The organism is Acinetobacter sp. WCHAc010052, from assembly GCF_002165295.2.
Lineage (GTDB): Bacteria > Pseudomonadota > Gammaproteobacteria > Pseudomonadales > Moraxellaceae > Acinetobacter > Acinetobacter chinensis.
Genome location: NZ_CP032143.1, coordinates 1,393,868 through 1,420,447 on the forward strand (window position 1 = coordinate 1,393,868; position 26,580 = coordinate 1,420,447).

At 43.1% G+C, this 26,580-nt stretch carries 24 protein-coding genes and 1 tRNA gene; 10 read left to right on the plus strand and 15 right to left on the minus strand.

Annotated features, from left to right (window positions below; all coding sequences use genetic code 11):
- Positions 1 to 61: 61 nt before the first annotated feature.
- The 5 genes from CDG61_RS06905 to CDG61_RS06925 all read left to right on the plus strand — a co-directional run bounded on the left by CDG61_RS06905 (position 62) and on the right by CDG61_RS06925 (position 4,953).
- Entirely contained in the window at positions 62 to 985 is a 924-nt protein-coding gene (locus tag CDG61_RS06905; RefSeq protein WP_416240709.1) for an AAA family ATPase, read from the plus strand.
- Positions 986 to 994: 9 nt separating this feature from the next.
- The gene (locus tag CDG61_RS06910; RefSeq protein ID WP_087550315.1) at positions 995 to 1,903 is read left to right on the plus strand and encodes a DUF58 domain-containing protein; all 909 of its coding nucleotides are present in this window, start codon (positions 995 to 997) and stop codon (positions 1,901 to 1,903) included.
- A 2-nt stretch (positions 1,904 to 1,905) separates the two neighbouring features.
- Positions 1,906 to 3,915, plus strand: a complete 2,010-nt coding sequence (locus tag CDG61_RS06915) for a transglutaminaseTgpA domain-containing protein (protein WP_087550314.1) — start codon at positions 1,906 to 1,908, stop codon at positions 3,913 to 3,915.
- A 25-nt stretch (positions 3,916 to 3,940) separates the two neighbouring features.
- Positions 3,941 to 4,017: transfer RNA gene (locus tag CDG61_RS06920), tRNA-Val, on the plus strand.
- Positions 4,018 to 4,446: 429 nt separating this feature from the next.
- Entirely contained in the window at positions 4,447 to 4,953 is a 507-nt protein-coding gene (locus CDG61_RS06925) for a hypothetical protein (protein ID WP_087550313.1), read from the plus strand.
- Between the two features lie 371 nt (positions 4,954 to 5,324).
- Here CDG61_RS06925 and cyoE read toward each other — a convergent pair whose 3' ends face one another.
- From cyoE to ppsA, 7 genes are all read right to left on the minus strand, one after another.
- Positions 5,325 to 6,203 carry a heme o synthase gene (gene cyoE / locus CDG61_RS06930; protein WP_087511435.1) on the minus strand — a complete coding sequence of 293 codons (879 nt, stop codon included), beginning with the start codon at positions 6,201 to 6,203 and terminating at the stop codon, positions 5,325 to 5,327.
- Positions 6,204 to 6,209: 6 nt separating this feature from the next.
- Positions 6,210 to 6,536, minus strand: coding sequence for a cytochrome o ubiquinol oxidase subunit IV (gene cyoD / locus CDG61_RS06935; protein ID WP_087511437.1), 327 nt, complete (start codon positions 6,534 to 6,536; stop codon positions 6,210 to 6,212).
- Positions 6,536 to 7,153 carry a cytochrome o ubiquinol oxidase subunit III gene (cyoC, locus tag CDG61_RS06940; RefSeq protein ID WP_087511438.1) on the minus strand — a complete coding sequence of 206 codons (618 nt, stop codon included), beginning with the start codon at positions 7,151 to 7,153 and terminating at the stop codon, positions 6,536 to 6,538. The genes cyoD and cyoC overlap by 1 nt, the downstream gene beginning before the upstream one ends.
- Positions 7,154 to 7,157: 4 nt before the next feature.
- Positions 7,158 to 9,152 (minus strand): cytochrome o ubiquinol oxidase subunit I, encoded by a 1,995-nt coding sequence (gene cyoB, locus CDG61_RS06945; RefSeq protein WP_087550312.1) that lies wholly within the window; start codon positions 9,150 to 9,152, stop codon positions 7,158 to 7,160.
- A gap of 3 nt (positions 9,153 to 9,155) precedes the next feature.
- Positions 9,156 to 10,202 carry a ubiquinol oxidase subunit II gene (gene cyoA / locus CDG61_RS06950; RefSeq protein WP_087511442.1) on the minus strand — a complete coding sequence of 349 codons (1,047 nt, stop codon included), beginning with the start codon at positions 10,200 to 10,202 and terminating at the stop codon, positions 9,156 to 9,158.
- Positions 10,203 to 10,506: 304 nt separating this feature from the next.
- The gene (locus CDG61_RS06955) at positions 10,507 to 11,295 is read right to left on the minus strand and encodes an RDD family protein (RefSeq protein ID WP_087550311.1); all 789 of its coding nucleotides are present in this window, start codon (positions 11,293 to 11,295) and stop codon (positions 10,507 to 10,509) included.
- 81 nt (positions 11,296 to 11,376) lie between these two features.
- On the minus strand, positions 11,377 to 13,755 hold the full coding sequence (ppsA, locus tag CDG61_RS06960) for a phosphoenolpyruvate synthase (RefSeq protein WP_087550310.1): 2,379 nt from the start codon (positions 13,753 to 13,755) through the stop codon (positions 11,377 to 11,379).
- A gap of 155 nt (positions 13,756 to 13,910) precedes the next feature.
- Between ppsA and CDG61_RS06965 the strand changes: the two genes are divergently transcribed.
- Positions 13,911 to 14,747, plus strand: a complete 837-nt coding sequence (locus CDG61_RS06965) for a pyruvate, water dikinase regulatory protein (RefSeq protein WP_087511447.1) — start codon at positions 13,911 to 13,913, stop codon at positions 14,745 to 14,747.
- A 404-nt stretch (positions 14,748 to 15,151) separates the two neighbouring features.
- Here the strand turns inward: CDG61_RS06965 and CDG61_RS06970 are convergent, their stop codons facing one another.
- The 6 genes from CDG61_RS06970 to CDG61_RS06995 form a co-directional block, all read right to left on the minus strand.
- Complete coding sequence (locus tag CDG61_RS06970) at positions 15,152 to 15,709, minus strand: flavoprotein (protein ID WP_087550309.1); 558 nt, start codon at positions 15,707 to 15,709, stop codon at positions 15,152 to 15,154.
- 25 nt (positions 15,710 to 15,734) lie between these two features.
- Entirely contained in the window at positions 15,735 to 16,664 is a 930-nt protein-coding gene (locus tag CDG61_RS06975; RefSeq protein ID WP_087550308.1) for a reductase, read from the minus strand.
- 299 nt (positions 16,665 to 16,963) lie between these two features.
- Positions 16,964 to 17,431: an inner membrane protein YiaA gene (gene yiaA / locus CDG61_RS06980; protein ID WP_087550307.1), complete on the minus strand. Its 468-nt coding sequence runs from the start codon at positions 17,429 to 17,431 to the stop codon at positions 16,964 to 16,966.
- 144 nt (positions 17,432 to 17,575) lie between these two features.
- Positions 17,576 to 18,580, minus strand: coding sequence for an LLM class flavin-dependent oxidoreductase (locus tag CDG61_RS06985; RefSeq protein WP_087550306.1), 1,005 nt, complete (start codon positions 18,578 to 18,580; stop codon positions 17,576 to 17,578).
- Between the two features lie 135 nt (positions 18,581 to 18,715).
- The gene (locus CDG61_RS06990) at positions 18,716 to 19,237 is read right to left on the minus strand and encodes a glycine zipper 2TM domain-containing protein (protein WP_087511456.1); all 522 of its coding nucleotides are present in this window, start codon (positions 19,235 to 19,237) and stop codon (positions 18,716 to 18,718) included.
- A 316-nt stretch (positions 19,238 to 19,553) separates the two neighbouring features.
- Positions 19,554 to 19,982 (minus strand): glycine zipper domain-containing protein, encoded by a 429-nt coding sequence (locus tag CDG61_RS06995; RefSeq protein ID WP_087550305.1) that lies wholly within the window; start codon positions 19,980 to 19,982, stop codon positions 19,554 to 19,556.
- A gap of 367 nt (positions 19,983 to 20,349) precedes the next feature.
- Here CDG61_RS06995 and prfA point away from each other — a divergent pair, with 367 nt between their 5' ends.
- A complete protein-coding gene (prfA, locus tag CDG61_RS07005) occupies positions 20,350 to 21,438 on the plus strand; it encodes a peptide chain release factor 1 (RefSeq protein WP_087511462.1) in 1,089 nt (362 codons plus the stop codon).
- On the plus strand, positions 21,438 to 22,295 hold the full coding sequence (prmC, locus tag CDG61_RS07010; RefSeq protein ID WP_087550303.1) for a peptide chain release factor N(5)-glutamine methyltransferase: 858 nt from the start codon (positions 21,438 to 21,440) through the stop codon (positions 22,293 to 22,295). Before prfA ends, prmC begins: the two co-directional genes overlap by 1 nt.
- A 47-nt stretch (positions 22,296 to 22,342) precedes the next feature.
- On the opposite strand, the gene CDG61_RS07015 is transcribed toward prmC, so the two are convergent.
- Both CDG61_RS07015 and CDG61_RS07020 read right to left on the minus strand, forming a co-directional pair.
- On the minus strand, positions 22,343 to 22,696 hold the full coding sequence (locus CDG61_RS07015; RefSeq protein WP_087550302.1) for a hypothetical protein: 354 nt from the start codon (positions 22,694 to 22,696) through the stop codon (positions 22,343 to 22,345).
- 212 nt (positions 22,697 to 22,908) lie between these two features.
- Positions 22,909 to 23,928, minus strand: a complete 1,020-nt coding sequence (locus CDG61_RS07020) for an AraC family transcriptional regulator (RefSeq protein WP_118847348.1) — start codon at positions 23,926 to 23,928, stop codon at positions 22,909 to 22,911.
- Between the two features lie 144 nt (positions 23,929 to 24,072).
- Between CDG61_RS07020 and CDG61_RS07025 the strand changes: the two genes are divergently transcribed.
- Both CDG61_RS07025 and CDG61_RS07030 read left to right on the plus strand, forming a co-directional pair.
- A complete protein-coding gene (locus CDG61_RS07025) occupies positions 24,073 to 24,843 on the plus strand; it encodes a 3-hydroxyacyl-CoA dehydrogenase (RefSeq protein ID WP_087550301.1) in 771 nt (256 codons plus the stop codon).
- Between the two features lie 135 nt (positions 24,844 to 24,978).
- On the plus strand, positions 24,979 to 26,115 hold the full coding sequence (locus tag CDG61_RS07030; RefSeq protein WP_087550300.1) for an acyl-CoA dehydrogenase family protein: 1,137 nt from the start codon (positions 24,979 to 24,981) through the stop codon (positions 26,113 to 26,115).
- Positions 26,116 to 26,580 lie beyond the last annotated feature (465 nt).

Below are 26,580 nucleotides of genomic sequence, written 5' to 3' on the forward strand. Positions count from 1 at the left end.
TGTTTTTTTATTGGGGAATATTGTGATCTGGGGCGCAAACAGGGTTCATAAAGAGGAATCCATAGATGGGCAGCATTTGCTGCAACAGCAGGTAGATCAATATGCACCTCGTATTCAGCAGTTTCTTCAGCAAATCAACACCATTATTCTGGATAAGGAAAAGCAGACCAGACTTTCATTGTGCTGTCTGTTTGCTGGTGGTCATATTCTGTTTGAAGATTTACCGGGTTTAGGGAAAACAACATTATCCAGTGTGCTGGCTCGTCTGGCTGGGCTGAAGTTCCAGCGGATTCAGTTCACCAATGACATGCTTGCCAGTGATGTCATTGGGGTAAATATGTTTAATCAGAAAGCGCATGAGTTTGAGTTCAGAAATGGCCCTGTGTTTACCCAGATTTTACTGGCTGATGAAATTAACCGTTGCAGCCCGAAAACTCAGAGTGCTTTGCTTGAAGCAATGGAAGAAGGTTTTGTGACTGTTGATGGTGAGCGGCATGTCCTGCCAAAACCATTCTGGGTGGTTGCCACTCAGAATCCATTATTTCAAAGTGGAACTTATGCTTTGCCTGAGTCTCAGCTGGACAGATTTCTGATGCGTTTATCACTGGGTTACCCATCCCGAGCCGCAGAGAAACAGCTTCTTCAGCAGGGTAAACGGCATGATTTAATTCCTGAACTGGCTCATGTATTTAATGAGCAGGAAATACTTGAACTTCAGACACTGACTGAACAGATTTATACCGGCGATGCCGCACTGGATTATCTGCTGAATCTTGTCGAGGAGAGTCGTAAGAACAGACATGGCTTATCGACCCGAGGTGTGCTGGCACTGAAGCGGGCAGCTCAGGCGCATGCATTGATTGAGCAGAGAACCTTTGTGACAGCAGATGATATTCAGGCAGTATTTGTTGCAGTGACTGCACATAGAACAGGATTGTCAGATGATGAAGCAAAAATGCTGATGCAGCGGGTTTCAGTCAGCTAGGGTGCAGTCATGTTAAAGCGCAGATGGCAAAAGTGGATCTCAGGCCGGTTTCAGGTACAGGATCATAAAGTTTTAAAACAGAATGATATTTTTGTTTTTATCTGGCAGCAGGGGTTTTTATACCTGGTATTAATTCTGATTACTTTTATTGCAGGTGTGAATTATGCAAATAACCTGATTTTAGGCTTTTGCTTTCTGATCAGTGCTGTTTTATGTGTCAGTTTCTATCTGACTTTTAAACAGTTGCATGAGCTTCAGATAGAACTGAAAGCAATGGATGTCGGTCAGGTCGGTCAGCCAGTGATAATGACACTCTATTTTAAACAGCCACGCTTACAGCAGCGTTATCTGTGGATACAGGCAGGAGAACAGCTTGAAAAAATAAAAATATCCGAACTGAGTGAGCATATAGAACTTCATTTTCATGCAGCAGACAGAGGTTTGTTTCAATATCCTGATATCCGTCTGTATTCACTGTATCCACTCGGACTGGTGAGGGCATGGACCTATCTGTTTATACAGGCTGAAACATGGGTTGCTCCGAAACCACTCAGTCACAGTACTGAAAATAAAAAGCACCGCCAGAGCTTTCAGCCAGATATGGATGAATTTCGTGAGTTGCGTGCTTTTCAGGATGGCGACTCATTACAGGCTGTTTCCTGGAAACAGGCGGCACGTGGTCAGGGGCTGTATATCAAGGTATTTGAGCAGTATGAGGATCAGAGAAAAATAGAAATTCATTATTCGCAGATGCCGGCTTTTTCACATGAAGAAAAGCTCAGTATGATGATGGGTATAGTAGAGCAATGCGAGCAGGAGCAGCATGCTTATGCCATGTATCTACCGAAAGCAGAGCTTGCTTCAGGTGTGGGACTGAATCAGCTGAATCAGGCAAAGCTGCTACTGGCACAGGCTTAAACATGAATTTATCAATAAGAAACTCCGCGACTCTGACTTTAGTGCTTATTCTGCTGACTCAGGTCATGTTCAGTCCCTGGATATTCAGCCTGATACTGGTGCTGATGAGTCTGTATTTTTACTATAGCCAGCGTAAACAGGATAGCCATATTTCAAAAAAATGGACTTATCTGCTGACTGTACTGGCATTGCTGAGTATTTTTTTCAGTTATAAAAGCTTTTTAGGTGTCGATGCCGGTGTTGCGACCTTAACCACTTTTCTTTTTGCAAAGGCACTGGAAACAAGGAATAGACGGGATTTGATTATTCTGTTTAATTTCGCACTTTTTGTCTGTGCCAGTTATTTTTTATACAGTCAGTCGATGTGGATGGCTGTTATGGTGGTGTTGTGCCTGGTCAGCTGTCTGATCGGTCTGTACAGAATTCAGACTACAGAATTTATTCAGCTAAAAAAGGGGACGCATACGTTTCACCAGGATCTGAAAGATATCCTGAAATTTATTGGCTTTGCATTTCCATTTTTTTTACTGCTTTTTCTGTTTTTTCCTCGACTTCCGCCACTGTGGTATATCCCTGTTCCTGATTCAAAAGGGGTGACTGGTCTGAGTGACAGAATGTCACCTGGAGATATTGCAGAACTTTCTCAGTCGAGTGAGCTTGCATTCCGTATCAGTGGAAATATTCAGAAATTGCCACCCCGACATGAACTGTACTGGCGGGCAATGGTACTGGACGAATATGATGGAATAACCTGGACATCGGGGTTTATCAATCAGCAGCCCATGAGACCGATTGAACAGCCGACCCGGAGTCTGTTGCAGTATCAGTATATTCCAGCAGATCCACAGCAGAACTGGGTTATGGGGCTGGAAAAATCATTACCGGCTACGGACAGATATCAGTTGAAGCAGGACTGGAGTATCAGCCCGTCAGGACTGCGTGGTGCGACAAAATCTATTCCTCTGATCTGGATTGGTACACAGGGAAATAATACTGCATCACATGAAGCCGCCAATGCCATGATGCTTAGAACTGCTACTGCAGTACCTGTTGCTGGTGATGAGCAGTCCAGACAGTTTGCATTAAAACTGTTTAAGCAAAGTGGTAATGATCCTGAGGTTTATATCAGCAATGTGTTGAAATGGTATCAGATGCAGGGGTTTGTCTATACATTAAGTCCAGGGCGGCTTGGGCAGAACCGCGTGGATGAGTTTCTGTTTAAAACAAAACAGGGTTTTTGCGAGCATTATGCATCCAGTTTTGCAATGTTGCTGCGTTATGCAGGTATTCCATCCAGGATTGTGGTTGGGTACCAGGGCGGTGAAGCAGCACCGGATCTGAAAAGCTGGGAGGTGAGACAGATGGATGCCCATGCATGGACTGAAGTCTGGTTGCATGGAAAATGGGTGCGATTTGATCCAACCGCTATTATTGCCCCGCAGCGTATAGATCAGGGCATGCAGAATTTAATCAGCGATCAGCGGCAGATACTGGGTGAAGGAACGGCTGAATGGAAATATCAGCAGCTTCAGATTTTACGGAATATCAGAATCTGGAGTGATTATGCGAGCTATCAGTGGCAGAGCAAAGTTGTCGGGTATGATGCAGCAGCTCAACAAAACTGGTTACAGCGGTTTGGACTGCATTCATCTTATTCATTAGCCGGTATATTAGTAACAGCAGTTACTTTACTCGCATTAATTTACGCAGCATTTATTTTTATAAAAAGTCGGGTACAGTTGAGTTCTGATGATCAGCAGGTGCAGAATCTGTCTAATGCATTGTCTGAGCCATACCAGCGGTTGCCAGCTGAAACGGTGACACAGTGGCTGACCAGGCTGGCACAAGAGGTCGTAGAAAGTGATAAAGCTATATTTACTGAAGCAGCATCTGTTTATGCTGAAAACAAATTTGGTGATATAAGCATCAGAAAAGAAAAGAAATTTAAGATTTTGATTAAAAGATGCACATACGTTCTGAAAAGTCAGGAAAAAGCTTGTTTTAAAAAATAAAACTGAATATCATGCTTCTCACATTAGGTTTATAGCTCAGTTGGTTAGAGCGCTACGTTGACATCGTAGAGGTCACCAGTTCGAATCTGGTTAAACCTACCAGAATTTGCTGATATATCAGTATATTAAAACCCACTAATTATTAGTGGGTTTTTTTATTTCAGCTTTTTTGTGTGTAAATTATTGTCAGGTATTTGTGCAGGATACATCTGATGATCAGTCAGTACTGTGTGAGTTGTGGAGAGAAATAAAACCCGTCAGGTGACAGGATTTTAATTTTTGCTGTTTGTCAGCATAAATGTCGCCGGTTTTTAAATTAAGGCATATATATTTGATCAGCTACAAAGAAAAAAATAAGAGTAACTCCCTAAAAAATCATAATTTTATGTAGGGAAATTGCTGGAATAGTCACTTTTTACAATTAATTCTTAAACTGAATTTGTATAAAATTGATTTTGTATCAAAAACTTAACGTGATTTATGTATTCTCATTATTGTAAGGGTTGTGGAAAGCATTTCTATTCGGTCAGTATGAATGATAACTATTGTTCAGCAAATTGTGCCTCAAGTCATATAAATTATAAACGGCAACAGGCTGCAGATCAGGAGAGTTTCAGGTCGAACCGTAATTCAGATTCTGGAAATTATCATTCTGGCGGGGCTCAACCCGCGATTCCTATAGAGCTGATTGTAATCGGTACTGCGGGTTACTTTGTATGGGAAGTAATAAAGAGATGGTATGAATTTGAGCCTGTTACACGCCATATTTTACTTATATTCCACTATATTTTTTATAAACCACTTTATTTCAGCACCAGTATTCATTCGTACTTAACCGAGGTAGATCAGCTCAATGAGCTGGGCGCCTGGTTCTTTTTCGTCAAATGGTTTGCAATCATTTTTTATATTATGTTTGTCTTTTCTTTTTATATTGTAATCATTGAGGCTCTTAATAAGAAAGGTTTAATGTGGCTTTGGATTTCTGTCTTAATTTCGCCAGCAATTACGCATGGGATCTGGTATTTTTTGATCAGATAAATAATGTGATATCTGTATTTTAAGCAGGATATTCAGATTTTAACTGAAGGGTGATCTGATGATTTTATTTCTTTAAGTGAAGTACCTGTAGCTCATACTGTATATGGGGGAAAATTTGATTACAGGTTTAAACTCTGTATGAGCATCTGGAAGTTATTGCAGGTTTGGGTATGCATTAACTCAGCGTGACGGGTTTTAAAAATATATATTTTAAATTTTGATGGCGTTATGCAGTTTGGAGCAGTCGATTATATGGAGAGGTTCATGTGAAGGGTATGGGGAGTGATCAGGAAAGTAAGTATGGTATTTGAATTATTTTGAGCTGAAAACTGGATTGTAAATAAAAAAGATAGAGCGGACTCTATCTTTTTTTAAAAAATAGGTAAGTGTGGTGCAGGGGAGACGTAGCTGAAACTGAAGCTGAAACTTAGTGCTGTAATTAAAATGACAGAATATAAGAAATAGCGTTTAGCCCAGATCTGATCATTTTCAGCTTTGAAGCCGATGATGGACAGATAGACCCAGTATGCACACATCAGGTTAAAAATAATCAGAAAAAATATATTGGTATAGCCAAAACAATATAGACCATTCAACACTGCTGCAAAAAGCACAACATAAATCAGACTTTCAACTTTGGTCCGATGGATGGAGCGGGCAACAGGCAGAATAGGAATTCCTGCATTTTTATAGTCATTGAAACGGTAAACAGCAATTCCCCATGAATGTGGCATTTGCCATAATGCATAAGCTAAGAAAATCAGCAGTGCAGCAACATCAAATTCATTGGAAACAGCGGTATAACCGATGACAGGTGGGCTTGCACCAGAAATACTGCCAATCACTGTCTGGTGAATGGTGGTGCGCTTGCTCCACAGGCTATAAAAAATAACGTAAACCACAAAACCAAGAGCAGCAAAACCAAAAGCGTATGCATTGACAAAAAACCACAGCAGGGCAAAGCCTGCAATTCCAAGTATTGCTGAGAAAGTCAAAGCAACAGATGGGCTGATGGTTTTTTTGACCAGGGCGCGATTCATCGTCCGTTCCATCTTTTGATCAATATCCTGATCAATGACGTTATTGACGACACAGCCTGATGCAACAACCAAGGTTGTACCCAGTAGTGTGATAAGGAGAAGAAGGAAATCTACAGACCCCTGAGCGGCTAAGAAGAAGCCGCCCAGAGTGGTAACGAAGTTACCAAAGAGAATTCCTGGCTTAGTCAGGAATAGATATTTTTTCAACATGACACCCTAGAGCATCATGTTTGAATGTAAGTAGTTCATGATCCATACAGAACCAATCAGTAGAACCGCAATACACATGATCGTATAAACGAATGCAATTACGTTCCAGCGCTGTTCGGATGATGAGTTCATGTGCAGGAAGAAAACCAACTGTACAAGAACCTGAGCAACAGCAGTAATTGCAATTGCTGCAACTACAACACCGCGGTCAATACCACCTGCCATCACCATCCCGAAAGGGATGATGGTTAACAGGACAGATAGGATGAAACCAATAGTGTATTGCTTTACATTGCCGTGCGAAGCACCAGCTGCGTTATGTTCATGACTCATTAGAGAACTCCCATCAGGTAAACTACGCTGAATACACAGATCCAAACGATGTCAAGGAAGTGCCAGAATAAGCTCAGGCAAGCAAGACGGCGAGTATTAGGAAGCGTCAGACCATTTTTCTTGATCTGATACATCAATACCAGCATCCATACAAGACCTGAAGTTACGTGAATACCGTGTGTACCTACCAGCGCAAAGAACGAAGACAGGAATGCACTTGTGCTAGGACCGTGACCGGCGTGAACTAAATGATTGAATTCATAAAGTTCCATACCGATAAAGGTTGCACCGAATACCCATGTAATTGCCAGCCACATAATCACCTGGCTGACATTTTTCTTATATGAAGCAAGAACTGCAAAACCAAATGTTACAGAAGAAATCAGGAGTGCAAAAGTTTCTACAAGAACGAAACCTAAAGACTCACCAAATAATTCTTTTGCACTTGGCGTACCTGGTGGAACATGACCACTTAATACAGCGAACGCGATGAAGAGTGTACCGAATAAAATCAAGTCACTCATCAAGTAGGTCCAGAAACCAAAGACGGTCAGATCAGTATCATCGTGATGATGATCGTCATGTCCATGGTTGTCGTGATGAAGTACTTCAGCCATATCCTTAGTCCTTCTTCAAGTGTTTTTCAAGTAAAGCATAACGTTCGTTTTCGATGCGTTCCACTTCAGCTGCAGGAACATAGTAGTCCACTTTTTTCGTGAAAGAACTCACGATGAAACTGATGATAGCACCAATGAACGTAGCGATAACCAACCACCACACATGCCATACTAAAGCAAGACCCATTACAGTAATGAACATTGCAATTACGAAGCCAGCAGCACGGTCAGTCGGCATATGAATATCTTCATACTTCGTTGGACGAGCATATGCTACACCATTCTCTTTGTCGTTCCAGAAAGTATCAATACCATTGATTTTTGGAAGTTCAGCAAAGTTATAGAATGGAGCAGGGGATGAAGTAGCCCATTCAAGTACACGGCCATCCCACGGGTCACCAGTGTGATCCATGTTTTGTTCGCGTTGTAAGAAGCCTACAACAACCTGCATGATGAAGCAGAAGATACCAATTGCAACAAGGACAGAACCGAAGAGTGCAATAGCGAGGTACGGATCCCATTCTGGGTTGTCATATGTATTCAGACGACGGGTCATACCCATGAAACCAAGGATATAAAGCGGCATGAATGCAAAGTAGAAACCGAAGAACCAGAACCAGAAAGATGCTTTACCCCAGGTCTCATTCAGTTTCCAGCCAAACATTTTCGGCCAGTAGAAAGTGATACCTGCAAACATTGCAAATACTACACCACCAATAATAACGTTATGGAAGTGAGCGATCAGGAATAAAGAGTTGTGTACCAGGAAGTCCGCAGGCGGAACAGCCATTAATACACCAGTCAAACCACCGATACCGAAAGTCACAAGGAAGCCCAGTGTCCAGTACATTGGTGATGTGAATGTAATACGACCCTTATACATAGTGAATAACCATGAGAAGATTTTCACACCAGTAGGAATCGCAATAACCATGGTCATGATACCGAAGAACGCGTTAACGTTGGCACCAGCACCCATTGTAAAGAAGTGGTGAACCCATACTACGAACGCAAGTACTGTGATCGCGATGGTTGCATACACCATTGATTTGTAACCGAACAACGTTTTGCGTGCAAAAGTTGAAACGATTTCAGAGTATAGACCAAATGCAGGCAATACAAGGATATATACTTCTGGGTGACCCCATGTCCAGATCAGGTTCACATACAGCATTGGGCTACCGCCCAGGTCATTTGTGAAGAAGTGGAAGTCGAAGTAACGGTCCAGAGTCAGCATTGCAAGCGTTGCTGTCAGAACAGGGAATGATGCAATGATCAGTACCGCTGTACATAAAGCAGTCCAGGTAAAGATAGGCATGTCCATAAGACCCATGCCAGGCGCACGCATTTTAATGATGGTAACGAAGAAGTTAACACCAGTCAGAAGCGTACCAAGACCTGAAACCTGAAGTGCCCAGATGTAGTAATCCACACCCACACCAGGAGAATACTGAATACCTGAAAGAGGAGGATATGCCATCCAGCCAGTTGCAGCGAATTCACCCAGTACAAGAGAAGCCATCATCAGACCCGCAGCGCCGGCAAACAGCCAGAAGCTCAGGGAGTTCAGTAATGGGAATGCTACATCACGTGCACCAATCTGAAGAGGTACAGAGATGTTCATCAAACCTACAACAAGACCCATTGCTACGAAGAAGATCATGATTACGCCATGCGCAGTGAAGATCTGATCGTAATGGTCAGGGTGTAAGTAACCTTCGCCGCCACCTTTAGCAAGGAACAGCTGAAGACGCATCATGATTGCATCTGCAAAACCACGCACAAGCATGACTACAGAAACAAGGATATACATGATACCGATTTTTTTATGGTCTACAGAAGTAAACCATTCGTTCCATAGGTATCCCCATTTTTTGAAATAGGTGATACCACCAAGAATCGCAACCGCACCAATTGCCATGATGATCATGGTAATAAGTACAATAGGTTCCTGGTATGGGATAGAGTCCCAGTTTAGTTTACCGAATAATACTGACATGTCTTATTCCTCTACTGAAGCAGTTGCATGTTCAGCAGCATTGGCAGTTCCATGAGCAGCATGGTCATCACCATGGTAGTTACTCATATATGTTCTGATAATGCCATCGAACAGGTTAGGCTCAACTGAAGAATAATAAGTTACAGGATGAGGCTTAGTAGGGAATGGACCTTTACGTTCAGCTTCTTCTGCAAGGGCTTTTTCTTCTGGGGTGTGAGCATTTTTGACCATAGCTTCAATCTGGTGCTTAGAACGGTCACCATCTTTAAGCGCAGCCAACTCTGCTTGATCCAAAACAGGTTTCTGTACTGCTTCTGCATTTACAGTAGTACCGTTACCTGCTTTAACAGCTGCAACCCAGTTGTTGAAGTCGGCTTCAGTGACGCTGTGTGCTTTAAAGCGCATCTGAGTGAAACCGTAACCACTGTAGTTGGAAGAGAAACCACGGTATACACCGGTTTCATCTGCCAGCATGTGCAGCTGAGTTTTCATGCCTGCCATTGCATAGACCTGACCTGCCAGCTTAGGAATGAAGAATGAGTTCATTGTAAAGTTGGAAGTGATCTGGAAATTGACAGGAGTCTGCTCAGGGAAACGAACTTCGTTAACAGTTGCGATCTGCTGTTCAGGATAGATAAAGATCCATTTGAACTGCTCAGCAACAACCTGAACGGTTAGTGGTGCTTTCTCTGACTCAATCGGACGGTAAGGATCATATTCATGTGAACCTTTCCATGTTAAGTAAGCAAGAATAGCAATAATAATGACGGGAATACCCCAAACTACGATTTCAATAGTAGTTGAGTGTGCCCAGGTAGGTTTATAGTCTGCATCTTTATTCGACGCGCGATATTTCCAACCAAACCAAACAGCCATGAGTATTGACGGAATTACGACCAATAGCATCAGGTAGATCGCAGTCATCATGAGGTTACTTTGACCTTCAGCAACTGGACCTTTAGAGTTTAGAAGTACCATATCACCACCACACCCAGTTAAGAGTGCAGCAATCGTAGATAAAGACAATACAGCTAAAATCGTTTGTCTCATTTTACAACCTCGGTGAAGAGTCCCATTCCCTATATAAATATGGGATAGCGATTAAAGTGTCGCATGATTGGAAATGTATTTTCTGTAAACACGGAAAAACCTTCCCAATCATGAGACACCGCTACGTTGTAGGGGATTATGCCTTATATCGACAAACTAAGCTATACATAAAGACGCTTTAAATAACTGTTATAAAACCTGATTTTTTTACTCGGAATTAAAAATTTTTATGAGAATTTTATTGTAATATCAATTAAGTGTGTATTTCAGGAGATGACTTTTCTCCTGAAATACAGCTGTGTTTCTATTGTTTTATAACTTTTGTTTTAGCCAGTCGGTCATGCAGCGTCTGACGTTTTTGCCCAAGTCCAAATGCATAATCTGCAATTGTGATAAAGGGTACCAGGAACAGGTTAAGTACAATAAACAGAACTGTCCGGATGGTAAATACCCGCATCAGACTGACCTGACCGGCTGTATCTGCATCTACAATTTTAATGCGCAGCATCTTTTTCCCGATGCTTTGCCCCTGACGGGCAAGTAAAAAAGCCTGTAAAGCCAGCATGATGAACAGATAAATACCAATCATGATGAAAGCTTCATTCGGAATCATGGCAATCAGCTGATGCTGAAACTGTACAGCCTGTTCGGAGCTTGTTGCTGACTGCATCTGTTTTTGCAGAGCAGTTAACTGTTCAAGCTGTTCGGGCTTAAAAAAGAATGAAGGAATAGCAAAGGCAGGGAACCAGAGAAACAGGTCTATAATTTTTGCCAGTACTCTGGAGTTGATGGATGCCAGTTCAGAGCTTTCTGCTGCTGGTCTGTTACTGAATCTGCCTGTGGTTGAACTGGTTTGTGCAGTTTCTCTGTTTGATGGAATATTCTGCTGGCTGAAAATATCAGTAGTTGTCTGCATTACAGGTTCATAGACCAGCTTACCCTGAGTGAGTTCACCCAGCGCTTTCCATTCAGTCATCCCCTGGTGCCATGCAAGATCAGTTAACAGAATCTGCTGACTTGCCAGCATCTGATTTAACTGCTCAAGGGTATATGGTCCAGCTTGTTGATTGTTACGTGCCAGGTAAATATGCATAAAACTAAAATCTCAAAAACGTAAATAAGAGTATAGATGAAAAAAAAGACCCAGATGTGGGTCTTTTTTTAACACAGATTCTTAAGCTTGTTGAGCTTTTTCTTCAGACAGGAAGAACCATGTGTCTAAAACTGAGTCTGGGTTCAGTGAAACAGATTCAATACCCTGTTCCATTAACCATTTTGCAAGATCAGGATGGTCAGAAGGACCCTGACCACAGATACCTACATATTTTCCTGCTTTACGGCATGCATGAATTGCCATGGAAAGTAATGCTTTAACAGCAGCATCACGCTCGTCAAACAGGTGAGAAACGATACCAGAGTCACGATCCAGACCAAGTGTTAACTGAGTCAGGTCGTTAGAACCGATAGAGAAACCATCGAAGTGTTCAAGGAACTGTTCAGCAAGCAGTGCATTGGTTGGCAGTTCACACATCATGATTACTTTAAGACCATTTTCGCCACGTTTAAGACCGTTCTGACCAAGTAATTCAATGACACGTTTAGCTTCAGAAACAGTACGTACAAATGGGATCATGATCTGAATGTTGGTCAGACCCATTTCATCACGTGCTTTTTTCAGTGCACGGCATTCAAGTTCGAAGCAGTCACGGAAGTTATCTGATACATAACGGCTCGCACCACGGAAGCCCAGCATTGGGTTTTCTTCTTCAGGTTCGTACAGTTTACCGCCAATCAGGTTCGCATATTCATTTGACTTGAAGTCAGACATACGGACAATCACTGGTTTGTCAGCAAATGCAGCAGCCAGAGTTGAAATACCTTCAACCAGTTTTTCTACATAGAATTCGATTGGAGATGCATAGCCTGCAGTACGGGCAAGAACAGCAGCACGTGTTTCACGTGGCAGGCTGTCAATGTTCAGCAATGCTTTAGGGTGAACACCGATCATGCGGTTAATGATGAACTCAAGACGTGCAAGACCAATCCCTTCGTTAGGAATCTGAGCGAAATCGAATGCACGGTCTGGGTTACCCACGTTCATCATGATTTTGAACGGTAGTTTAGGCATGGATTCAATAGAGTTGCGCTGGATTTCAAAATCCAGAGAACCTTCATAAATAAAGCCTGTGTCACCTTCAGCACACGATACAGTCACTTCCTGACCATCAGTCAGTACTTCAGTTGCGTTACCACAACCAACGATTGCAGGCACACCCAGTTCACGTGCAATAATTGCAGCGTGACAGGTACGACCACCACGGTTAGTGACGATTGCTGCAGCACGTTTCATGACCGGTTCCCAGTCTGGATCAGTCATGTCTGATACAAGAACGTCACCCGGCTGGACTTTGTCCATTTCTTTAATGGAAGTTACAATACGGACTTTACCAGAACCGATACGCTGACCGATTGAACGACCTTCGCACAGAACAGTACCTTTCTGTTTCAGCAGGTAGCGTTCCATTGTGCCGACATTTTCACGGCTTTTTACAGTTTCAGGACGAGCCTGAACAATATAGATCAGACCATCATCACCATCTTTTGCCCATTCGATATCCATCGGAGCCTGGTAATGTTCTTCAATAATCAGTGCCTGTTTAGCCAGTTCCTGAAGTTCATGATCGTTTAATGCAAACTGCTGACGATCAGCTTTTTCAACGTCAACAACTACAACAGATTTACCTGCTGAACCTTCTTCGCCATAAATCATTTTCTGATGTTTAGAGCCAAGGTTACGGCGCAGGATCGAGTGTCTGCCAGCTTTTAAAAGTGGTTTTGAAATATAGAATTCGTCTGGGTTGACAGCGCCCTGTACAACCATTTCACCGAGACCATAAGAAGCGGTAATGAATACAGCATCACGGAAGCCTGATTCTGTATCCAGTGTGAACATTACACCAGCCGCACCTGTTTCAGAGCGAACCATACGCTGAATACCAGCAGAAAGGGCAACGATGTCATGTGCAAAATTCTGGTGCACACGGTATGCAATGGCGCGGTCATTATACAGTGATGCAAAAACTTCCTTGATCGCGATTAATACGTTATCAATACCACGGATGTTCAGGAAGGTTTCCTGTTGCCCTGCAAAAGAAGCATCAGGTAAATCTTCTGCAGTTGCAGAAGAACGTACAGCAACCGCAATGTCAGCGTTGCCACTTGAAAGCGCAGTGAAAGCTTCGCGAACTTCTTTTTCCAGTTCTGCTGTAAGTGGAGTGTCTACAATCCATTTACGAATTTTTGCGCCGGTTTCTGCAAGTGCGTTGACATCTTCAACGTCAAGTGCAGCAAGTTCAGCATTAATTTTAGCGTTCAGGCCACTTTGCTCGAGAAATTCACGATACGCATCAGCAGTGGTAGCAAAACCACCTGGTACTGATACACCGGCATTTGACAGGTGACTGATCATTTCACCCAGTGATGAGTTTTTCCCACCTACGAGTTCAACGTCGTGTTTCCCTAATTTTTCCAGACCAATTACGCGCGCTTCCAAAGTTGTTACTCCACTTTTGCAGTATTAATCACTATCTTGGCATTAAATTATAACAAATTCGCCTGGCTTTTTGCTTTTACCAGGGGACAGTTATCTAAGATCAGTTTACTATAAAGATTATATAGCACTTAGACAAATATTTAAGGAGAATTTTAATGTCAGAAGGTAAACAGATTCAGCGAAGTGTATTTTTTGTTTCCGATGGTACTGCCATTACCGCTGAAACCCTTGGGCACTCGTTGTTAGCACAGTTTCCAAATGTTAATTTTGACATTCATATTATCCCTTATATCAGCTCCGAAGAGGCTGCAATGAACGTGGTTGCAGAGATCAATCAGCGGGCTGAAAAAGATGGTCAGTTACCCCTTGTATTTGATACCCTGGTAGACCCCGATGTCCGTGAAATCATCAATACGGCAAAAGCGGTAAATCTTGATGTTTTTGAGGGGCTTATCAGTAAATTGTCCGATGTCTTGGGAACTGCTCCTACAACTTTAGTCGGACAGACACATGCAGTGACTGATTCAGAGTCTTATAAATCAAGGATTGATGCTGTTCATTTTGCGCTTGATAACGACGATGGCGCCCGTACACGTCATTATGACAAAGCCGATCTGATTCTGATTGGGGTATCACGTTCGGGTAAAACTCCGACTTCAATTTATCTGTCATTACAGTTCGGTATCCGTGTGGCGAACTATCCTCTGACTGAAGAAGATCTGGACGATAACCGTCTGCCAGCCGTTCTGAAAGCACACAAGCATAAACTTTTTGGCTTAATGATTGATGCTGAGCGTCTTGTGGCAATCCGTACTGAACGTAAAGCGAACAGCCGCTATGCCAGTTTCAGCCAGTGCCAGATGGAATTGAGAGCGATTGAGGGTATTTATATTTCAGAAGGTATTAAATATCTGAATGTTTCTGAGATGTCGATTGAAGAAATTTCAACCCGTATTTTACAGATGACAGGTCTGAAACGTCGTATTGGATAAGCCTGTTTTGATTGTCAGGATGGCTTTTGGTGTCAGGGCAGAATTTATTTTGTCCTGACAGATTGATTAATAAAATCTTCATCAGTCAGATAAATAATGTATAAAGAAACGGTCTGAAATTTGCACCGTAAAAAATGGCTTTAAAAAGTCTGTCTGATTTGTGAACAGTAGAATAATAATTCTGTAGATGGTTGCTCATTTTTTATTTAAACCATTAAGCGAAATTTTAATATTGAAGCTCTGAATGATTCAGATTGATCATTATAAAAATGACATAAAGTCCGAAAAGGGCAGTTCAGTTGATCTGCTGCTGTATTAAAAAATCAGGTATTGATGGTATTAAAAAAGAGGCATTTATCTGCCTCTTTTTTATTGTTCCACTGAGATACCGGCAAGCGGTTGAATCAATAGGTGGTGATAATAATATCAACCAGGTGCTCAATGCCTTCCATGCTCTGTACTGCATCTGCGCTGATTTTAACCACAGGCCAGGTGATCAGTTTACAGTTTTCTTTTTGCAGAGCGGTGTAATAGCTGTCCGATTTAAGAAAAACCTTATTTGCAGCTGCGACGTTTGGCGTCAACTGACGCCTGGTCCAGGCATCCTGAACCTGAGAATCCAGATAGCGTAAAGCGAGCAGACTTTTGACACGGCTGTTGAACAGTCTTCGGTTTTTGATCACTAAAGGATGATTGATCAGTCTTTGCAGTCCCCGTTCGGTATTGGGCAGTACAAAATGTGGTGTGATCTGAAACACTTTGATGAACTGAGCGGACTGGCTGATCAGTTCCAGGTGAGTGACTGTATGCTGGTCAGCACCAATGATGGCAACTTTTTTATCTTTAAAGTCCGTCTGTTTGATGTCATGTGAGGGAATGATTTTACCTCTGAACTGCTCAAAAAATTCCGCAGTGTTCTGAAATATTCCGTGCACATTTACTTCCTGTTTTTTTATGGCCATGATCGTTCCTGTCATCATTTTTGTTTTATTGCGTTGCTTTTGGTTCAGCTGTTAATTCATATATCCAGGATGGTATCTCAGGTAAAGATTTTTCTGGAATCTGGTCAGTCACTTTGACCATTGCATCAATTGGCATATGGAACCATTTTTTATTACGGTCAACGACATTTTTACCGTGGAACTGAATAATCTGGAACCAGGGATTACGGCGTCCTTCAGCAGTACGACCACCGATGCGGGAAAATTTATTCATCGCGGCGTACAGTTTTTCCTCGGGTAAGCCAAGTTTAATCACGTTATCGCGCATTTTATTAATGAGAGGCAGATACGCCAGAATACCCAACAGCATGCGTGGATCAAGTACACGGGCTGCCATCTGTCCCAGTTCTATTACGGTTTTATTGATGCCCTGTGTTTCCATGACGCTGAAACCAACACCTAAATGTCGTGCTTCATCACCATTGATCAGTTCAAAAGCCTGATGACAGACTGGATCGTCAACGGTATCAAGCAGGAATGTACACAGTGCGCCATCGAGTGCAACTTCCAGCATGGGAATCACAGCACCCAATACATAAAAGGGCATGTCATCTGCATAGGTATCCAGCCATTCAATAATTAAGCGCAGATTTTTATTAGGTCTGGGAATGTCGCCTTCAAGCATGCCCCATCGTTTCATCAGTGCCATTTCAGCATTGGCATGACGCTGTTCTTCAGCATGGAAAATGGCATACATTTCACGAAGTGTTTCAGTCGGTGCTTTTTTTGACATTGCTGAAAATGCACGGGCTCCTACATGTTCAATCCACATTAGATCTGCCATGAAGTCTTTCAGTTTTGGCCATTGTTCAGCAGTGACCAGTTCACGACCAGGAGCATCCCAGTCAATGTCAGATAAAGTCCATTGGGAGTTTTTGACTTTATCCAGCATACGTTCAAGATCAATAGAAGCCATAATTTACATCCAGCAGGATTATGTTTATCTGAAACAGTTTATGAGTTTGCAGAATGTTGTGACTTGCTGGAATGCTCAAACTAAAATGATGTATTTTGTCAATCTATTAATTGGCTGATTTATAAAGTGAAAAATAAAGAGGTGTCGAAAATAACTTTAGTCCCAATATCAGTTCAGGACAAAATTTATCACAGAGATACAGCAGATTATTCGCACTGAAAAAAGGTGTGCAGAATTTATGGTTAACAGACGGATTAACCATAAATATAATGCAGCAGCGATGCCTTTACAGGACTGTATCAGGATTGATTGTCATCAAACGGTTCACTGGAAATGGCAGGCACGGGGTCATTGCTGGAGACATGGTGCTTTCTTAAATAATCCATGTCACGGATATTTTTCTGTACAGCAACAGCACCAAACAGACTTAATAGAAAGGCCATGATATAGAAGCCTTTTTCACTTAAATCCAGGGATGCATTCCATAGTCCGATGCTCAGCAAAACCAGACAGATGACCACAGAAGCCCAGCAAAGACCAAAGTAGATTGGAGTAACGTGAACCCCTTCAATTTTATCCCGAACCACTTTCTGTAATGAAACCGCGGAAAACAGACCGTAAAGAATAAGAATCAGATAGTAACCTTTTTCATTCAGTGCCATCTGAGCATTAAACAGACCGACACAGTAAGCTGCTGCTCCAGCAAGTAAAGCGACCCAGCTGGCAGCAATAAAAGCAGGGGTCGGCTTATTCATTAAATGATTCATTATTTGCCTTTGTTCTTTTAAATTCGATTTCTGTATTTTCCATTATGCATGTTCAGAACAGGATGGCAATTTGAATCAATATACAGCGGTTAATAATGAAAAAGCCGCAGTATTTAATTACGGCTTTTGAACAGGTTAAATAGCTTAGCCAGACTGTTTGATATCCATCAATAAGCTGAAATTTTCAAGGCGTTTATCTGTGTCATAAATATCACAGGTAAAGATGAATTCATCAACATCATAGTTCAACAGTATTTTATTCAGTCCCTGTTTAACGGTTTCAGGAGAGCCGATCTGTGCCATTGCAAGGAAATTCTGCACCGCAATTTTTTCTGAAGCTGTCCATCGTCCATCCATGCCATCTACAGGCGGTTTCAGTTTCAGACTCTGCCCTGTCAGCAGAGCCTGAATACGTTGATAAACGCTGGTTGCAAGGTATTCAGCTTCTTCATCTGTCTGAGCGACCACAGTCGGTACGCCCATGGAGACATAAGGTCTGTCCAGGTATTCGGAGGGCTGGAAGTTTTCACGGTACAGCTGAATTGCCTGTCCAAGCATACGTGGGGCAAAGTGTGAAGCAAATGAATAGGGCAGTCCCAGTCGTGCAGCAAGTTGCGCACTGAACAGGCTTGAGCCGAGTAACCACACAGGGATATGAGTACCTTGTCCTGGGGTTGCACTGATACGCTGACCAGGCTGTCTGTCTCCAAAATACTGAAGGATTTCGAGAACATCCTGCGGGAACTGATCTTCGGTTTCCTGACGGCCACGTCTTAAAGCCCGCATGGTGACAGGGTCGGTGCCCGGTGCCCGACCTAATCCGAGTTCCAGACGTCCAGGATAAAGTGTTTCCAGTGTGCCGAACTGTTCAGCGACAACCAGTGGCGCATGATTGGGGAGCATGATACCGCCAGAGCCCAGGCGGATTTTTTCGGTATTTGCCAGTAGATAGCCCAGCAGGACAGCGGTTGCAGAACTGGCAATACCATCCATGTTGTGGTGTTCAGCCAGCCATAAGCGTTCATAACCCAGTTTTTCTGCATGCTGGGTGAGTTCCAGCGCATGTTGAAGGGAGAAGTTTACATCCTGATCTTCACGTACTGGCGCCAGTTCAAGAATGGAAAAATTTATATCCTGAAGATTACGCATTAAAATTCTCTACAATCGATATATCGAAATAATACGATATATTGAGTTGATTGTATATCGAATAATGTCGATATTTGTATGCAGACGTAAAAAAAGCACCCGAAGGTGCTTAAAGGGATGAATCAGAAATATCGATTAATCGTTCCAGCGGTTTTTCTTATACTGACCATAATGATTGCCATTGTTATGACGGTAGTTACGGTTGTTATAGCGGTAATTGTTGTTACGGTAACCATAGCGGTTGTCGTAACGGTCATATCGGTCATAACGTTCGTCATCATAACGGCGGTCATCGCTGACCTGGCGTCCGAGGACTGAACCACCTGCACCACCTACAGCAGCACCAATATAACCACCATTGCTGCCAGCCATATTACGACCTACAGTATAACCACCGGCACTGCCCAGGGCTGCGCCAATTGCCGCACCATTACGGTCACGCTTGCTGGCAGATGCTGCTGCACCGCCTGCGCCACCAATTGCAGATCCAATCATGGCACCTGTAGAACCACCCATTTGCTGACCGATGGCTGCACCGACAACACCACCCAGTGCTGAAGTAATCGCTACACGGGTATCACTGTTTGCCTGAACATTTGCAACGCCTAATACTGATGTAGTGATCAGGGCTGTCATGAGTAAATTACGGTATTTCATATCAAACTCCTTTTTGAAGTTTCTTTGATTTATCTGTCTTAGGGTTAATGTACGGCATGACTGAGATTTAAATATGGATATGGCTGTTGCTGTATTGTTTAATGATCTGCTATTTTTCTTCATGATTATGTATGACTCAGTGGCTGAAACTGTTGCTGTTGCTGTTGCTGAGTCAGTTCTGTTAAAAACAGCAGGGCATCTGAGTGCATCAATAAAACTATTTTGTTTTTATTGAGAAATAAACCGGTGATGGATCAGTTTTGATCTGGAAATAAAAAAGCACCTTAAAAGGTGCTTTTTATCACTGAATATCTGATCAGTGGCGATGACGACGGTGTTTTTTCCATTTACGTTCCTGAGAACGGTCATAGTCTTTATCTTTGGAAATCTTATTTCCCAGTGCTGCGCCACCAGCTGCACCCAGTGCTGAACCGATATAACCACCATTGGTTCCGCCCATGCTTTTACCTACGGTATAGCCAGCTCCACCACCTAATGCACCACCAATGGCAGATTCGGTACGGTTGCGTTTGTTACTTGCAACTGCTGCACCACCTGCACCACCTAAAGCTGCACCAACGGTTGCACCAGTAGTTCCCCCCATGTTTTTACCAACAGCGGTACCGACTACGCTGCCTAAAGCACTTGCCGCTGCAACACGGGTTGTACTGTCTGCATGTGTGCTGACTGCCATCATGGATGATGCCGCAAGCACTGCACTGAACAGAACTGTATTAAGTTTCATAATGATTCTCCATGTCGCCAAAAAACTGGGACTGTTATATATCAGTTTCGTTGAGGCAAATGTAACAAAAATGTTGCGGCTAAATGTGGAGAGACTTCTGCTTAATTTATTGTTTATGTGTCTGCTTTGTACGGTATTTAATAATACTGTGTACAAAAGAGCTGCTTTGGCTAAAGCATGAACTGAATTGTGAAGAGAAAGTGAGGAAAGCAGAATTTTAAAAGTGGGTAAGACAGGGCATCTGTAGCGTACGGCTCCGTGGCTGATGAAGAATAATGATGTCAATTAAATGCTTAAAACGGTAAACTACAGGCAATTTTTTGAGTCAGTCCCGTTGGCTGACCATGTATTAGAGATATTTTGTAAAATGAAAGAATCGTTACGTTTACGATTGGATCAACTTTCTGACCGTCACGAAGAATTAAATGCGCTTCTGGCTGATGTTGAAGTCATTTCTGATAATAAGCGTTTCCGTCAGTTGTCACGTGAGCATAGCGACCTGTCCGAAATTACAGAAGTATGGACAAAGTACAGACAGGCTGAAGAAGATATTGAAACTGCTGAAGCCATGTTGACAGATCCTGACTTTAAGGAAATGGCTCAGGAAGAAATCAAAGACAATAAAGCACTGATTGAGCAGCTTGAAGAACGTCTGAATATTCTCATGATCCCTAAAGACCCGAATGATGGCAATTCGGCTTATCTGGAAATCCGTGCAGGAACAGGTGGTGACGAAGCCGCAATTTTCTCAGGCGATCTGTTCCGTATGTACAGCAAATACGCAGAGACACAGGGCTGGCGTGTAGAAATCCTTTCTGAAAATGAAGGTGAACATGGCGGTTATAAGGAAATTATCTGTCTGGTCAGTGGTGAAGCTGTTTATGGACGCCTGAAATTTGAAAGTGGCGCGCATCGTGTACAGCGTGTGCCAGCAACTGAGTCACAGGGGCGGGTACATACTTCTGCCTGTACAGTGGCCATTCTTCCTGAAATAGATGTAGACACCACAGTGGATATCAACCCTGCAGATTTACGCATTGATACTTACCGTGCATCAGGTGCTGGTGGTCAGCACATTAACAAAACTGATTCGGCTGTACGTATTACCCACTTACCGACAGGAACAGTGGTGGAATGTCAGGATGAACGCTCGCAGCACAAAAACAAAGCCAAAGCGATGGCTTTACTGGTTTCAAGACTGGAAAATGCCAAACGTGCAGCAGCTGATGCAGCCACTTCTGAAATGCGCCGTGATCTGGTGGGTTCAGGCGACCGTTCTGAACGTATCCGTACCTATAACTACCCGCAGGGGCGTATGACGGATCACCGTATCAATCTGACTTTATATAAGCTGGATGCGGTGATGGAAGGTGATCTGACTGAACTGCTGGACAGTCTGCAACGTGAATATCAGGCAGATCAGCTGGCGATGCTTGCTCAGCAGAATGGTGGCTGATGAATATTGCACAGGCGCTTTGCATACGCGGTGAAGCTGACAGCTATGAACGCCAGGAAACCAGCTGGTTACTCGAACATCTTTTAAAACTGAGTGCGCTGGAACTGCGTTTTCAGAGTGAAAAAGAGCTGTCAGCCGAGCAGGAGCGGGCTTTTCTGGCAGGACTGGCACAGCTTGAAAAAGGTGAACCGCTTGCTTATGTAACCGGCTCACAGCCTTTCTGGACACTTGATCTGAAAGTGACCCGCGATACACTGGTTCCAAGACCGGATACTGAAGTACTGGTGGAACAGTGTCTGAATCTTGCATTGCCTGAACGGGCATCTGTGATAGACCTGGGGACCGGAACAGGTGCCATTGCATTGTCTTTGAGCAGTGAAAGACCATTGTGGCAGGTGACAGCAACCGATATATATTTGCCGACTTTACAGGTTGCTCAGGAAAATGCAGCAAAATATGAACTGTCCAGAGTGAAATTTGCTTGTGGTGCCTGGTTCAGCGCACTTCAGCAGGATTTTTCAGATCAGCGTTTTGACCTGATTGTATCAAATCCGCCATATATAGATGCAGATGATGAACATATGCCTGCACTTGCATCTGAGCCTGAGCGTGCTTTAGTCGCTGCGGGTAAAGGACTGTCTGATATTGAAATTATTATTTATCAGGGACGGGACTGGCTGAATCCGAATGGATGGATCGCACTTGAGCATGGTTATGATCAGGGACAGGCAGTCCGTGATATTTTTCTGAATGCAGGATTCTGTGAAATTCAGACCATTCAGGACTATGGCGGCAATGACCGTGTCACACTGGCACAGTGGATGGATGTTGCTCTGGAACAGGGTGAAAACTTGTAATCCAGGTGTAAAAAAAGCGATCATGTCATGATCGCTTTTTTTATGAATTAAACTGGATAATCTTCCAGTAAATCTGAGACTTCCAGCTGGTGGAGAACATCTGTTTCCAGTGCCAGGCAAAGTGTAATGATACGGGTTGTATCTTCAAGATACATCTCATCTTTCAGTGAAGTGGCAGACAGTAAAGTCTGAACACGTTCTGGGTTGATATCCAGTGCATCTGCAATACTGACAGCATCCTGCCGGTTGAAAAAATGGGACACGGCCTTGTGTAGATCTGCATCTTCAGCATTGTTGATGCTTTGAGTCAACAGTTCAGTAAACTGTTCGGGCTGGGTTGAAACAGAACTGGAAAAATGTTGTACCAGACGGGGTCCGAATACATCAATCATCTTAAGCATGTCATTACCTATAAGGTGATTCAGGAGAGGGTGCTGTAACAGCAGGAGCAAAAATGCTCATAAATTGATTGAAAAGTAACCTTTTTTATAATGAATGGCAAATGGATTCAGATGTAATGCAGGCGCAGCATCAGTCATGATTTGTACAATATCTTATTATTGTGATTTAAATCATGAAGCTATGGCGTAAATGTCTAAAATGACTGAGTCGTTCAGCTTTCACTCTTGTTCCGATAAATGCCAGGGCTGACCCCCGTCCATTTTTTAAAAGCGCGATGGAAAGCACTCGGATCCTGAAAATTCAGCTCATCACTGATTTCCTGCAGTGACTGATCTGTTCGGGTCAGTAATTCAATGGCGGTATCTCTGCGGATTTCATTTTTAAGCTGCTGATAACTGCTGCCTTCATTTTTCAGGCGACGCTGTATGGTTGCTTCAGAAATGTTCAGATACTGAGGCAATTCACTCAGTTCATGCCATTCGGAAGGATGGCGGCTGATCAGATGTTTACGGATGATGGAACTGAGTGCGAAAGGATTTTTGAAACGGACAAGCAGATTGTGTGGGGTCTGACGAATAAACTGACGCCATGAGCTTTCATCCTGTTTAATGGTGGCTTTTAACCACGTGGCATCAAACTGAATGTAATTACGCTCAGACAGATAACTGATTTTCTCACAGAAGCGTACTTTATAGTCGGTATCATCTGCTGGAGGTGCGCATTTCAGTTCTATGTGGTTGATCGGCACACGCTGACCGGTCAGCCAGCACATCAGACCATGAATCAGCATCAGGTATGTGGCATAGCAGAACATGCCTTTGGGCTGTTGATCATGTATGACGATATAACTGTAGTTTTCTTCAGAAAAAAGATTGCTCTGAAAATCGTCCAACACAACATTCATGAACTGTAAAATCTGAATTAAAGCGGTTTCCATATTTTCTGCATGCATCACCATTCTGGATAACAGTTTGTAGCTGCCCCGACGCATGGCATGTGTATCCATACCAAAAAATTCATCATTCATGCTGTTGGCGATTTCAATCCAAAGCTGCGCATAGGCTTCAACTGAAACACGGGCAAGGGGAGAATGCAGGATTTCTTCTGCAATACCTGCTTTATGCAGAATATCCGTAATACTGAAGCCTTTGAGCTGTGCAGGTTTCAGGGCTTCATGCACCAGCGCAATGGAAATGGTTCCTTTACTGTATTGCAGCAGTTGATTATTCACATCTTAATCCATTAATTTGTGGAAGACGGTCATTGTCCAAATACATCATTAAAAATGCAATATTTGGAAATTGTACTTGAGCAGGACTGCAATTACTCTGCATCTTAAGTCGGATGTCCTATATATAACGAACAGGAAAATAAAATGAATATTAAAGGAAAAGTTATCGTTGTCACTGGTGGAGCTTCGGGTCTCGGTGCTGCTACCGCCACGCATTTCGTCGGGCAGGGTGCAAAAGTCATTATGGTGGATATGAACCAGCAGATGGGTGAAGAACTTCAGAAAAGACTGGGGGAACATTCTGAATTTGTTCAGCTGGATGTGACTGATGAAGCAGCTGTACAGGCATTTTTTGAACAGGTTGAAGCAAAATACGGTCAGCTGAATGGGCTGGTGAACTGTGCAGGTATCGGTCCTTCAGCAAAAGTGCTGGGTAAGGACGGTATTCATGAACTGGCGCTGTTTCAGAAAGTTTTAAATATTAATGTGACCGGTACATTTAATATGCTGCGTTTTGCATCCAGTGTGATTGCAAAATATGAGTTGAAAGCAGGCGAAGAAGAACGTGGGGTTATTGTCAATACCGCTTCTGTGGCTGCATATGATGGTCAGATCGGACAGACTGCTTATTCTGCCTCTAAAGGTGCAGTGGTGGCGATGACCTTACCTCTGGCACGTGAACTTGCACGTGAAAAAATCCGTGTAATGACTGTTGCACCAGGCATTATGGAAACACCTATGCTTAAAGCACTGCCGGAAAAAGTTCAGGATGCACTGGGAGCGATGGTGCCGTTTCCTCCACGCCTTGCAAAACCTGAAGAATTTGCGCATCTGGTGGGGCATATTTTTGAAAATGCGTATTTAAATGGTGAAACCATCCGTCTGGATGGTGCAATCCGTATGCAGCCAAAATAATCAGGCTGTCTGATCAGACTTATTCAACAAATATACAGTTTTTAACTTCTTTCGGAGCCTGTAAACAGGTTCTGAGGGGAAGTCATATCATTCAGTCAACCTGACATCCTGCAGCTGAATAAAAAAGGAACTTTTATGATTTTAAATGAAGAACAGAAAATGGTTCAGGACATGCTTCGGAATTATTCACAAAGCAGACTTAAGCCTACGGCTGCTGAGCGTGATAAAACGTCACGCTTTCCTGCTCAGGAACTCAAAGAGCTTGGCGAACTGGGAGCACTGGGCATGACCGTTGCTGCGGAATGGGGCGGTGCAGGACTGGATTATGTGTCACTTGTGGCTGCTATAGAGGAAATCGCTGCAGGCGATGGAGCCATTTCCACCATTGTCAGTGTTCAGAATTCTCTGCCATGTGGAATTATTCAGAAATATGGATCTGAACAGCAAAAACAGAAATATCTGAGCCTGCTGGCAACGGGAGAATGGTTGGGCTGTTTCTGTCTGACTGAGCCGCAGGCAGGATCTGATGCAGGCGCACTTCTGTGCCGTGCAGAAAAAGATGGGAACGAATGGGTGCTGAACGGAACCAAGCAGTTCATTACATCAGGACAGAATGCACAGCTTGCAATTGTATTTGCAGTGACGGACAGATCGGCTGGGAAAAAAGGAATTTCCTGCTTTCTTGTACCAACAGATACAGAAGGTTATGTGGTTTCACGTATTGAGGACAAAATGGGTCAGCACTGTTCTGACACAGCGACCATCGTTTTTGATCAGTGCAGAATACCCGCAGAAAACCTGCTGGGAACAGAGGGTGCAGGATATAAAATTGCACTGGCAAATCTGGAGTCCGGCAGAATAGGTATTGCAACGCAGTGCGTAGGCATGGCTAGAGCCGCACTCGATGCCGCCGTGGAATATGCCAGAGAAAGAAAGGCTTTTGGTGTTGAACTGGTACAGCATCAGGCTGTTGCATTTCGCCTGGCAGATATGGCGACTCAGATTGAGGCTGCCCGACAGCTGATTTACCATGCTGCTGAACTGAAAGATGCAGGATTGCCGTGTCTGAAAGAAGCCTCCATGGCGAAACTGTTTGCCTCTGAAATTGCAGAAAAAGTCTGTTCAGATGCCATCCAGATTCATGGTGGTTATGGTTATGTATCCGACTTTCCTGTTGAGCGTATTTACAGAGATGCGCGGGTCAGTCAGATCTATGAAGGCGCATCGGATATTCAGCGTCTGGTGATTGCCCGTGAAGTCATTCATGGATAAATTGGACTGATTTTCCATAGATCATGCTCTATGACAGCCATCAGTATCAGTATCAGTTAAGCTGACATCTGACGGTTTCATTTATTTCAGAAAAATATAAATGGTACTGCACAGGGGAATCATCCTGCGCAGTACCATTCTTTTTTGAAAAGTCGAAAAGTATAAAACGGCAATGGAAACCAGAAATTGCAGACGGTATTTTGCCTGAACGGTTATATATGAAACTTCAACATATTAAACAACCAGCTCAGCTTAAATAATGTCTGTCTGATCATGCCCTGTATATAACTGATCACTGAGGCATGAATGGCAAGCGGTCAGTCTGGAAATAGATTGAATCATGTAGTTTGGGCATGGTTTTATTTTGATCTTAAAACATACTAAAAGTAATAAACATACCACAAGAAAGTATAGTGTTTAAAAATGCTGATGGATTTATACCCAAAAAATGCAGTACAGCTGAGG